This window comes from Stakelama portus, assembly GCF_003171655.1.
Taxonomy (GTDB): domain Bacteria; phylum Pseudomonadota; class Alphaproteobacteria; order Sphingomonadales; family Sphingomonadaceae; genus Sphingomonas; species Sphingomonas portus.
In genome coordinates, this window is record NZ_QFZL01000001.1 from 487931 (window position 1) to 499996 (window position 12066).

Consider the following 12066-nt stretch of genomic DNA (forward strand, 5'->3'; position numbering starts at 1 on the left):
TGAATTTTCCGTCAGCGCTTCAGGAGCAGCAGAACCGTGACAATGAGGGAGATCAGCGCCAGCGCGCATCCCATGACGATTAGAGTAAGGTTATCAGCACGATAGCCGCTTGACACCACACCCAAACCGGCAGCCACAGAGACCAGTCCGAACGCCCATTTCGGCATTCGCCGCGACGGAAACATTTCGGTCTGAGCTCCGTTAGCCATTGCTTACTCCGCCGCCTCGGCCATGCCGTCTTCGTCCGCTTCGTCGACGCTCTTCAGCTCGACGTTGAGGCCCAGCGACCGCATTTCCTTGACGAGCACGTTGAAGCTTTCGGGGATACCGGCTTCGAACGTGTCGTCGCCCTTGACGATCGCTTCATAGACCTTGGTACGGCCGATCACGTCGTCCGACTTCACCGTCAGCATTTCCTGGAGCGTATAGGCGGCGCCATATGCCTGGAGCGCCCACACTTCCATTTCGCCGAAGCGCTGGCCGCCGAACTGCGCCTTACCGCCCAGCGGCTGCTGAGTGACGAGGCTGTACGGCCCGATCGAACGCGCGTGGATCTTGTCGTCGACCAGATGGTGCAGCTTGAGCACATACTTGTACCCGACGGTCACCTTGCGGTCGAAACGGTCGCCGGTGCGGCCGTCGAACAGGTCCACCTGACCCGACTTGTCGAGACCCGCGAGGGTCAGCATGTCGGCAACGTCCTTTTCCACCGCGCCGTCGAACACCGGAGTGCCCATCGGAACGCCCGAACGGACATTCTGCGCGAGGTCGAGCAGTTCGTCGGTCGAACGGGAGTCGATCTGCTCGACATAGCTGTCGCCATAGACCGTCTTGAGCATTTCCTTCACCGCTTCGGGGGGCTGGCCCGCCTCAGGGTTCGGATTGGCTTCGCGCCATGCGTCGAGCGCATCGCCGATCTTGCGACCCAGGCCGCGCGCGGCCCAGCCCAGATGGGTTTCGAAGATCTGACCGACGTTCATGCGCGAAGGCACGCCGAGCGGGTTCAGCACGAAGTCCACCGGAGTACCGTCCTCAAGGAACGGCATGTCCTCCTGCGGCAGGATGCGGCTGATGATGCCCTTGTTGCCGTGGCGGCCGGCCATCTTGTCGCCCGGCTGCAGCTTGCGCTTCACCGCGACGAACACCTTGACCATCTTGAGCACGCCCGGCGGCAGCTCGTCACCACGTTCCAGCTTTTCGCGGCGATCCTCGAACTTGTCGCGGATCTTCTTCACCGCCTCGTCATACTGGCCCTTCACGGCTTCGAGGTTCGCCTGCATCGCATCGTCTGCGACGGCGAACTTCCACCATTCGTGGCGATCGACGCTTTCGAGCAGATCCTCGTCGATTTCCGCGCCCTTCTTCAGGCCCTTGGGAACCGCCGTCGCCGTCTGGCCGAGCAGCATTTCCTTCAGGCGCGACCAGGTGGCGCGGTTGAGGATCGTGCGTTCGTCGTCCGAGTCCTTCTTCAGGCGCTCGATTTCCTCGCGCTCGATCGCCATCGCGCGCTCGTCCTTGTCGATGCCGTGGCGATTGAAGACGCGAACGTCGACGATCGTACCGGCAACGCCCGGCGGCAGGCGAAGCGAGGTGTCGCGCACGTCGCTGGCCTTTTCACCGAAGATGGCGCGCAGGAGCTTTTCCTCCGGCGTCATCGGGCTTTCGCCCTTCGGCGTGATCTTGCCGACCAGAATGTCGCCCGGCTCAACCTCTGCACCGATATAGACGATGCCCGCTTCGTCGAGGTTGCGCAGCGCTTCCTCGCCGACATTGGGAATGTCGCGGGTGATGTCTTCCGGCCCGAGCTTGGTGTCGCGCGCCATCACTTCGAATTCATCGATGTGGATCGAGGTGAACACGTCGTCCTTCACGATGCGTTCGTTGATCAGGATCGAGTCTTCGTAGTTGTAGCCGTTCCAGGGCATGAACGCGACGAGCACGTTGCGGCCCAGCGCCAGTTCGCCGAACTCGGTCGAGGGACCGTCGGCGATCACGTCACCGGCCTCGACGATTTCGCCGACCTTCACCAGCGGACGCTGGTTGATGCAGGTCGACTGGTTCGAGCGCTGGAACTTCATCAGCGTATAGATGTCGACGCCGCTTTCGCTGGCATCAACTTCGCCGGTGGCGCGGACCACGATACGCGTCGCGTCGACCTGGTCGACCACGCCGGCACGCTTTGCCGCGATCGCCGCGCCCGAATCGCGCGCGACGGTTTCTTCCATGCCGGTGCCGACGAACGGCGCTTCCGCCTTCACCAGCGGCACGGCCTGACGCTGCATGTTCGATCCCATCAGCGCGCGGTTGGCGTCGTCCTTTTCCAGGAACGGGATCAGCGATGCCGCGACCGAAACCAGCTGCTTGGGCGAAACGTCCATCAGCGTGATCTGCTCGCGCAGCGCCATCAGGAATTCGCCGCCCTGACGCGCCGAAACCAGTTCCTCGACGAAGCTTCCGTCTTCGCTGAGCTCGGCCGACGCCTGGGCGACAGTGTGCTTCTGCTCTTCCATCGCCGACAGATAGACGACCTCATTGGTCACCTTGCCGTCGATGATCTTGCGGTACGGCGTTTCGATGAAGCCATATTTGTTGACGCGGCTGAACGTCGCCAGCGAGTTGATCAGACCGATGTTCGGGCCTTCCGGCGTTTCGATCGGGCAGATACGGCCATAGTGGGTCGGGTGAACGTCGCGGACTTCGAAGCCTGCGCGCTCACGGGTAAGACCGCCCGGCCCGAGCGCCGAAACGCGACGCTTGTGCGTCACTTCGGACAGCGGGTTGGTCTGGTCCATGAACTGCGACAGCTGCGACGAGCCGAAGAATTCACGCACGGCAGCCACGGCGGGCTTGGCGTTGATCAGGTCGTTCGGCATCACCGTCGACACATCGACCGACGACATGCGCTCCTTGACCGCGCGTTCCATGCGCAGCAGGCCGACGCGATACTGGTTTTCCAGCAGCTCGCCCACCGAACGCACGCGGCGGTTGCCGAGATTGTCGATGTCGTCGACTTCGCCCTTGCCGTCCTTCAGATCGACCAGCGTCTTGACGACCGCGAGGATATCCTCGGTGCGCAGCGTGGTGACCGTATCCTCGGCATCGAGGTCGAGGCGCATGTTGAGCTTGACGCGGCCGACGGCCGACAGGTCATAGCGTTCCGGATCGAAGAACAGGCCGCCGAACAGCGCTTCTGCGGTTTCGAGCGTCGGCGGTTCGCCGGGGCGCATGACGCGATAAATGTCGCTGAGCGCCTGTTCGCGGTCCTCAGCCTTGTCGACCTTGAGCGTGTTGCGGATCCACGGGCCGGTGGTGACGTGATCGATGTCGAGCAGTTCGATGCGATCGATACCCGCCTTGTCGAGCTTTTCGAGGTTTTCGGGCGACACTTCGTCGCCGGCCTCGATATAGATCTCGCCGGTCTTCTCGTTGATCAGGTCATAGGCGCTGTAGCGGCCGAAGATTTCCTCGGTCGGAATCAGCAGGTCGGTCAGGCCGTCCTTGCCGGCCTTGTTCGCGGCGCGCGGGCTGATCTTCTGACCCGCGGCAAACACGATTTCGCCCGACTTGGCATCGACGATGTCGAAGGTCGGCTTGACGCCGCGCCAGTTTTCCGGCGCGAACGGGATCTGCCAGCCGCCTTCGCCACGGACGAAGGTGACGCGGTTGTAGAAATAGTTGAGGATCTCTTCCGAATTGAGGCCGAGCGCATAGAGCAACGTCGTCACCGGCAGCTTGCGCTTGCGGTCGATACGGACGTTGACGATGTCCTTGGCGTCGAATTCGAAATCCAGCCACGAACCGCGATACGGGATCACGCGCGCGGCGAAGAGATATTTGCCCGAAGCGTGCGTCTTGCCGCGGTCATGGTCGAACAGCACACCCGGCGAGCGGTGCATCTGCGACACGATGACGCGTTCGGTGCCGTTGATGAAGAAGGTGCCGTTCCCGGTCATGAGCGGCATGTCGCCCATGTACACGTCCTGCTCCTTGATATCGAGGACCGAGCGGGCTTCGGTATCGGGATCGACTTCGAACACGATCAGGCGCAGCGTGACGCGCATCGGCGCGGCATAGGTGATGCCGCGCTGGCGGCATTCGTCGGTGTCGAACTTGGGCGGTTCGAGTTCGTAATTGACGAAATCGAGCTCGGCGGTGCCGGCGAAATCGCGGATCGGGAACACGCTGCGCAGCGTCTTTTCCAGGCCCGAGACATAGCCGATCGACGGATCGGAGCGCAGGAACTGCTCATAGGATTCGCGCTGAACCTCGATCAGGTTCGGCATTTCGACGACTTCGTGAATGTCGCCGAAGATCTTGCGGATGCGGCGCTTGATCGTGCCGCTCGAGCCTGAGCGCATTACCGCGCCGTTTTCGATCGCCTTGGATGCCATGGAGTGTGTTCGCCTCGCTCGGTCAAAAATTCGTGCCCGTTTGCTGTCGGGGGCAGGGCGCAGTGCCATTCCAACGCGAAAAAGCCGCAATTCTCCCGGTTTTCAGGAAAACAGCAGCTTCAAGCGACTTGTTGGAACCCCCAACCGACAATTCCTATGATCCGCTGCGCAACGGCGGCTCATTTCCCGTCAGATGGAGTTGAAAGGGCCATATAGGGGGAATGTTGGATTTCGTAAAGGGGGCGATGGCGTTTCAGACGCGCATCGACCCGGTTTCGATGAACCGTTGGTGCCATGCCAGCGCTTCGCCGCACAGCATCGGCGTCTGTTGTCCGAACGATCCCTTGCGCGCGCGGTCGTAATAATCGCGCAGCATCGGGCGATAGTCGGGATGCGCGCAATTTTCGATCACCAGCTGCGCGCGCTCGCGCGGGGCGAGGCCGCGCAGATCGGCCAGCCCCTGTTCGGTGACGATCACCTGAACATCCTGATTGATGTGATCGACATGGCTGACATGCGGCACGATTGCCGAAATCGCACCGTTCTTGGCAATTGAGGGCGTCAGGAATACCGAGATAAAGGCGTTTCGCGCGAAATCGCCCGATCCGCCGATGCCGTTCTGGATGCGCGATCCCATGATGTGCGTCGAATTGACGTTGCCATAGATATCGGCCTCGATCATGCCGTTCATCGCGATACAGCCCAGCCGGCGGATCACTTCGGGATGGTTGCTGATTTCCTGGGGGCGCAGGATCACCTTGTCGCGGTAGCGCGCCAGATCGGCATTGAGGCCGAGCTGCGCCTCGGGGCTGAGCGAGAAGGCGGTGGTCGACGCGACGCGCAGCTTGCCCGATGCAAGCAGCTCCAGCATCCCGTCCTGCAGCACTTCGGTATAGGCGGTCATGTCGTCGAACGGGGAGTCGATCAGCCCGGTCAGCACCGCATTTGCGATATTGCCGACGCCCGATTGCAGCGGCAGTAGCGAGTGCGGCAGCCGCCCGCGTGCGACTTCATGGCGGAAAAACTCGATCAGATGCCCGGCGATCGCCTGCGCACAATCATCGGGCGGCGCGAACGGCGCGTTGCGATCGGGCGTGTGGGTTTCGACGATCGCGACGATCTTTTCGGGATCGCAGCGGAAGCGGGTTTCGCCGATCCGCTGATCCGCGCGCACGATCGGGATCGGCACGCGATTCGGGGGCAACGCAGTGCCGTAGTAAATGTCGTGCATCCCCTCGAGCGCCAGATTCTGCCAGCTATTGACCTCAAGGATCACTTTCTGCGCGCAATCGATCCAGGTCTTGTTGTTGCCGACCGAGGTGGAGGGTATCAGCGATCCGTCTTCGCAAATGCCGGCGACTTCGATGATCGCGGTATCGAGCGGGCCCAGAAACCCTTCCCACGCCATCGGCGCGACCTGGCTCAAATGCATGTCGAAATAGTTCATTTCGCCGCGATTGATCTTCTCGCGGGCGATCGGGTCCGAATTATAGGGCAGGCGAAACTCGATGCCGTCGCATTTCGCCAGCGCGCCATCGAGTTCGGGACCGGTCGACGCGCCGCTCCAGATACGCACCGAAAAGGGATCGCCCGCGTCATGCGCGGCTTCGATCCGCGCGGCGAGCGCGAGCGGAATTTCCTTGGGATAGCCCGAGCCGGTGAAGCCGCTCATGCCGATTGTCGAACCCGGCGTAATCAGCGCGGCGGCGTCGTGCGCCGACATCACTCGGGACCGGAGGGACGGGGCGGCGATACGGCTTGCGCTCACGGGCTATCCTCTTGTGACTTGTGCATCTCTTAAAGGCGGCGGGGCAGGGGTGGAATGCGCATTTGCTCATGGCGGATGCAAAAAGGTAAATCGCAAGATACACTATATCACGCGTTGCGCTTTGCCGTGGATCGGGCGTAGCATCGCGCCGACGCCGTCGGCCGGCTGCAAAAGGGGAACTATCGATGAAATCACGCTTCTTGCTGATCGCGAGCCTGTTCGCGATGACAACGACGCCGCTGTCGGCGCAGACCGTCGATTCGTCGATATGGCCGCAGGGCGGGGATATCCCCGCCGATTTCTCGGTGCCGACCGACCGCTATGATTATGAGCGGCGCGAAGTGATGATCCCGATGCGCGACGGTGTGAAGCTCTATACCGTCATCATGATCCCCAAGGGCGCGCATGATGCGCCGATCCTGCTGACGCGCACGCCCTATAACGCGGCGGGCCGCACGTCGCGGATGGACAGCCCGAACATGTTGTCGATGCTGCCGCAGGGCGACGAAGTATTCGTCCGCGACGGCTATATCCGCGTGTTTCAGGACATTCGCGGCAAATATGGGTCGGAGGGCGAATATGTCGTGACGCGCCCGCCGGTGGGGCCGCTCAATCCGACCGAGACCGATCACACCACCGATGCCTGGGACACGATCGACTGGCTGGTCAAGAACCTGCCCGAAAGCAACGGACGGGTCGGCATGCTCGGCTCTTCCTATGAAGGCTTCACCGTGGCGATGGCGCTGCTCCATCCGCATCCGGCGCTGAAGGTCGCGGCGCCCGAAAGCCCGATGATCGACGGCTGGATGGGCGACGACTGGTTCCATTACGGCGCCTTCCGCCTCGCCAATATCGGCTGGATCGCCGGTCAGACGGGATATAAGGGCCGCGGCTCCGAGCCGCCCCAGGGCATCTGGGAGGATTATGACCAGTTCCGCCGCGTCGGATCGGCGGGCGAGTGGGCAAAGCGGTCGGGGTTCGACCAGCTGCCTTTCTGGAACCGGATGAGCGAGCATCCGGCCTATGACGAATATTGGCAGGGGCAGGCGCTCGACAAATTGCTCGCCAAAAATCCCTCGCACGTCCCGACCATGTGGATTCAGGGGCTGTGGGATCAGGAGGACATGTACGGCGCGATCCACAGTTTCGAAGAACTGCAAAAGGCCGGCGCCACCGACAATAATTATATCGTCATGGGCCCGTGGCGGCATAGCCAGGTCAATTATGACGGCTCGTCGCTGGGGCCGCTCAAATGGAAAGGCGATACGGCGACCGAATTCCGGCAGGATGTGCTCCTGCCCTTCTTCAATCGCTATCTGAAGGATGGTGCGCCCGCTTATCAGCCGCCGCGCGCGCTGATCTACAATACGGGTGAAAATCACTGGGATTCGCTGCGGCAATGGCCGCTCGCCTGTCAGGAGGATTGCGGCGCGAAGCTGACGCCGATCTATCTGCAGAATGGCTGGGGCCTGTCCTTCTCCAGGCCGGGCGGGTCGGGCGAAGACAGCTATGTCAGCGATCCGCACAATCCGGTCCCCTATATCGCGCGGCCGCTCAATTTCGGCGATCGCCAGCGCTGGACGACATGGCTGGTCAGCGACCAGCGGCATGTCGACGGGCGTCCCGACGTGCTCGTCTATACCTCGCCGGTGCTCGACAGCCCGGTGCGGGTGTCCGGCGCGCCGATCGCCGATATCCTGGCCAAGACGACCGGCACCGACATGGATGTCGTCGTCAAGGTGATCGACGTCTATCCCGACGAAGTGCCGTCGAACATGGAAATGAGCGGCTATGAGCTGCCGATCGCGCTCGACATCTTCCGCGGTCGCTATCGCAACAGCTTCTCCAATCCCGAACCGATCCCGGCGGGGCAGGTGCAGCGTTATCGATTCCGCCTGCCGACGGTGAACCATGTGTTCCAGCCGGGGCACCGGATCCAGATCCAGATCCAGTCGAGCCTCTTCCCGCTCTATGACCGCAATCCGCAGAAATATGTCGACAATATCTTCTTCGCCCAGCCGGAGGATTATCAGAAGGCGACGATCAGCGTCGAACGCGGCGCGGCGAATGCCAGTGCGGTGTGGCTGCCCGTCGTTCCGGTCGATCAGTCGGCCGAAGTCGCTCCGGGTCCGAAATAAAAATCGGGTATTTGTTGCGTGAACGGCAGATGAACGCGGTATTTCATCGCTCCCTGCCGTTCACTTCATCGTGGTTTTGAGTAATCACGGGAACTGTAGCAAGGGGATCGTATTGTCCCCTCGCTATGAACAAGACGCGATATTATGCACAGACGGCTGCGGTGGCGTTTATTGCTGCACTGGCCGTTTCCGCCCCCTCGGCTCAGGCCCAGGATGCTTCGTCCACCACGACGCAGAGCCCGCCCGCGACGCAGTCTGTGCCGGTACCGGCGGTTTCGCCGTTGCCGCAGATTCCGGCGCCGCGGATAAGCCAGCCGTCCCAGCCCGCGACTACGCTTTCCGCGCCGACGGTGCCGCAGAGCGCGCCGAGTCCCGCCACCGTATCGTCGCAGGCGCTCCCCAGCGGCGTGGGTGATCCCGAATCCGCTACCCCGGTGAATCAGGCTGCTGTTGCCCAGATCGAGGAAGAGCGCGCTGCAGCGGCGCAAGCTGCGGCAGAGCGCCGTGCGGCGGCCCGCGAAGCTTCGCGGACATCGGCGACGGCCAGCACCGCTGCTGCTGCGCCTGCGACGTCGGTCGCGAGCGAAACGGCCGCTACCAGCGGTCCCAACCTCGCCGACAGAGCGCTGACGCTCGACGCGGGTGCCGGCTCGGTCGCGCCGCTGAACCAGAGCATTCAGCAGCAGGTCGGTCTGGAGCAGGCGCAGCCCGCTCCGGCTCCGGCGCCGGCTCCGGTGGCCGATCAGGCCTCGGCGGCGAATGACGGTATCGGCGACGACGTCGCACTGTGGGGCGGTCTTGCACTGATCCTCGGCCTGGGTGGCGTAGGTGCCGCTGCGGCGATGCGCCGCCGTTCGGATAGCGCCGAAACCACCCCCGTGGTCGCCAAAACCGAGCCCGTCCGCGAACCGATGCCGGCACGCGACAGCGAACCCGTAGCTGCCAGGCCTGCGATGGCGCGCACGACGCCTGAACCGGTGGTGCGGGAGCCTGCCCGCATGGCGCCGTCGGCGATGCCCGCTGCTGCGGTGGCGACAGGGTCGGCCGCCGGGATGGGCCGCCACCAGATCGCGGCGATGCGCGGCCCGACGTCGGACAACCCGTTCCTGACGCTGCGCAACCGGATGAAGCGCGCGCGCTTCTATGACCAGCGCGAACGTGCGGAAGGCATGGCGCCGGTCGAACACCGCGCTGTGGAGCAGGCCAGGGCTCCGGCGGCGGCCAAGGCCACGGCGCCTGCGCGCAAGCCGATGGCGGATCCGGTCGCTCGCGCAAAGGAGAAGATCGGTTCGATCACCGATGCTGCCGCGTGGCAGATCGGCGGAAAACCGTCCTATTCGAGCTAAGTCACAGCTCTACCGCGCTACCAGTTGCGTATCGTAGCGCAGGGGAGGGGGCGATCCGGTCAGGGATCGCCCCTTCTTTTTTGCGTGAACATCGCCGAGCCCGACAAGGATCGCACGCCAAGGTTCGGCCTAAAGGCACAATAAATCGGATATGGATTTGTAAAATAACCCCGATAGTATTTACGAGAATTCGCTTTCAGCGGTGAATAGCCGCGAAGCGATCCCGGGATGACAGGGGGGTATTGATGCATTTCGGCGTGATGATGGGATTGTCGCTCGCTATTTTGGCCGGGCAACCGGAAACTGCCCGCGATCCGGAGATATTGCAGCGCGCCGGGCCCTGGAACCTGCATTATGACGAGGATGCCTGCTATCTCATCCGCAGCTTCGGCGAGGGGCGCGACCAGGTCACCATACGCATGGCCAAATACGGCTTTGGCGATACGTTTGATTTGCTGCTGGTCGGCAGCCGGTTTCGGGATGGATCGGTATTTTCCGACGTCCGACTGGCCTTTGGAACCAATGGAACGCCTTTTGAAAAAGGCGGCATTTACGGGACCGCCGGCGATTCGCGGATGGTGATGCTGAACAGTGTCCGCATGGACGGATATAGCGGCGATGCCGACGACGAAGAGGCTCCGCCGATCACTGCCGAGCAGGAAGCGGCGATGGATCATATCGTCATGTCGGGCCGGCATTGGGGCGCCATCCAGCTGCAAACCGGGCCGCTCGACAAGCCGATGGCAGCATTGCGTCAATGCGTCAGCCATCTGGTCGAAAAGTGGGGATATGATCCGGAAGTCATTACCGGTCTGTCGCGACAGGCGAGGAAAGCGCCGGGTTCGCGCGACTGGCTACTGTACACCGATTATCCCGATTCTGCGCGCATGCGCGGCCAGAACGGCTCGATTCTCGTCCGGCTCGATGTCGATGCAACGGGCAAGGTGACGGGATGCAAGCTGCTGGAAAATGCCGGCCTGCCGCAATTTGGCGAGATTACCTGTCGCCGCATCGAGGAGCGGGCAGTGATCGAACCTGCACTGGACGCCAATGGCAATCCGGTTCCGGATTTCATTATCCAGCGGGTCAACTGGCAAATGGGCCGCTCCTGACCCGGATGCACGAAAAAGGGCGGCCCGTTTCCGGACCGCCCTTCTTTTCGTAGCTCGCAACGAGCCGTACGAGCTTACTTGAGCTCGACGGTGCCGCCGGCTGCTTCGATCTGAGCCTTGATCTTTTCGGCTTCGTCCTTCGACACGCCTTCCTTGACGGCCTTGGGAGCGCCTTCGACCAGCGCCTTGGCTTCGGTGAGGCCGAGACCGGTGATCGCGCGGACTTCCTTGATCACGTTGATCTTCTTGCCACCGTCGCCGGTGAGAACAACGTCGAATTCGTCCTTCACTTCTTCAGCAGCCGCAGCAGCGCCGCCGCCAGCCGGGCCAGCAACCGCAACCGCGGCAGCAGCCGAAACGCCCCACTTTTCTTCGAGCATCTTCGAGAGCTCGGCAGCTTCGAGAACGGTCAGCTCGGAGAGCTGGTCGACAATAGCATTCAGGTCAGCCATTTTGATTTCCTTCGAAAAATCAGATTAATTCAGGGTAATTGGTCGCAAGCCGCTTATGCGGCGTCCTTCGCGCCATAGGCGCCGAACACACGCGCAAGCTGACCCGCCGGTGCCTGGGTGACAGAAGCCAGCTTCTGCGCCGGAGCCTGGATAAGGCCGACGATCTTGCCGCGCAGTTCATCCAGCGACGGCAGCGAAGCGAGCGCTTTCACGCCTTCCACGTCGAGCATGGTGCTGCCCATCGCGCCGCCGACGATTTCGAGCTTGTCGTTCGTCTTGGCGAATTCGTTGACCACCTTGGCAGCAGCCACGGGGTCGACGGACGTGGACAGCGCCGTCGGACCGGTCAGCAGGTCGGAAAGACCTGCGTAATCGGTGCCCTCGAGCGCGATCTTGGCAAGGCGGTTCTTGCTGACCTTGTAGCTCGCACCGGCTTCACGCATCTTGTTGCGCAGGTCCGTCGACTGGGCGACGGTCATGCCAAGGTTGCGGGTGACAACCACCACGCCAACCTCGTTAAAGGTGCGATTCAGCTCGGCAACGGCTTCGGTCTTCTGGGAACGATCCATGCCGGTCTCCTCAATATGGGCCCCGAAAGGCCCGGTTGCGTCGAGCGACGGGCGACATGCCCGAAGCCCTCGTCCGAGGGGCATGATCGTCAGCGCCAGGGTTTCCCCGGGGCAGACCCGAACGCGACCATCGCTGGCAGCGGCCGGAAAAATCCTTCCCCGTCTCGGCGAGAAATCAAGACCGGCAGATTCCGGTCACTCGCTGTCTCGGACGGATGCCGACGGAGCAAGCTCCATCGGCGAAGCGCGCCAATTAGCGGCGCACCCGTGAAAGTCAAGCGAAACGCGCG

The 12066-nt window shown here is 62.5% G+C and carries 8 protein-coding genes; 3 read left to right on the forward strand and 5 right to left on the reverse strand.

Going from position 1 to position 12066, the window contains the following annotated elements; genetic code table 11:
• Positions 1-11: 11 nt before the first annotated feature.
• The 3 genes from DKB74_RS18500 to DKB74_RS02200 form a co-directional block, all read right to left on the reverse strand.
• Positions 12-209 (reverse strand): hypothetical protein, encoded by a 198-nt coding sequence (locus DKB74_RS18500; protein WP_145960878.1) that lies wholly within the window; start codon positions 207-209, stop codon positions 12-14.
• A 3-nt stretch (positions 210-212) separates the two neighbouring features.
• Positions 213-4391 (reverse strand): DNA-directed RNA polymerase subunit beta, encoded by a 4179-nt coding sequence (gene rpoB, locus DKB74_RS02195; RefSeq protein ID WP_109806458.1) that lies wholly within the window; start codon positions 4389-4391, stop codon positions 213-215.
• Positions 4392-4644: 253 nt separating this feature from the next.
• Positions 4645-6114 carry an acetyl-CoA hydrolase/transferase family protein gene (locus tag DKB74_RS02200; RefSeq protein WP_420822391.1) on the reverse strand — a complete coding sequence of 490 codons (1470 nt, stop codon included), beginning with the start codon at positions 6112-6114 and terminating at the stop codon, positions 4645-4647.
• A 230-nt stretch (positions 6115-6344) separates the two neighbouring features.
• Here DKB74_RS02200 and DKB74_RS02205 point away from each other — a divergent pair, with 230 nt between their 5' ends.
• The 3 genes from DKB74_RS02205 (at position 6345) to DKB74_RS02215 (ending at position 10755) form a co-directional block, all read left to right on the forward strand.
• Positions 6345-8297 carry a CocE/NonD family hydrolase gene (locus DKB74_RS02205; RefSeq protein ID WP_109806460.1) on the forward strand — a complete coding sequence of 651 codons (1953 nt, stop codon included), beginning with the start codon at positions 6345-6347 and terminating at the stop codon, positions 8295-8297.
• A gap of 125 nt (positions 8298-8422) precedes the next feature.
• On the forward strand, positions 8423-9643 hold the full coding sequence (locus DKB74_RS02210; protein WP_161956774.1) for a hypothetical protein: 1221 nt from the start codon (positions 8423-8425) through the stop codon (positions 9641-9643).
• A gap of 245 nt (positions 9644-9888) precedes the next feature.
• Complete coding sequence (locus tag DKB74_RS02215; RefSeq protein WP_109806462.1) at positions 9889-10755, forward strand: energy transducer TonB; 867 nt, start codon at positions 9889-9891, stop codon at positions 10753-10755.
• A 74-nt stretch (positions 10756-10829) separates the two neighbouring features.
• Here DKB74_RS02215 and rplL read toward each other — a convergent pair whose 3' ends face one another.
• Positions 10830-11207 (reverse strand): 50S ribosomal protein L7/L12, encoded by a 378-nt coding sequence (gene rplL, locus DKB74_RS02220; protein WP_109806463.1) that lies wholly within the window; start codon positions 11205-11207, stop codon positions 10830-10832.
• Positions 11208-11260: 53 nt separating this feature from the next.
• A complete protein-coding gene (gene rplJ, locus DKB74_RS02225; RefSeq protein ID WP_109806464.1) occupies positions 11261-11776 on the reverse strand; it encodes a 50S ribosomal protein L10 in 516 nt (171 codons plus the stop codon).
• Positions 11777-12066: the final 290 nt, after the last annotated feature.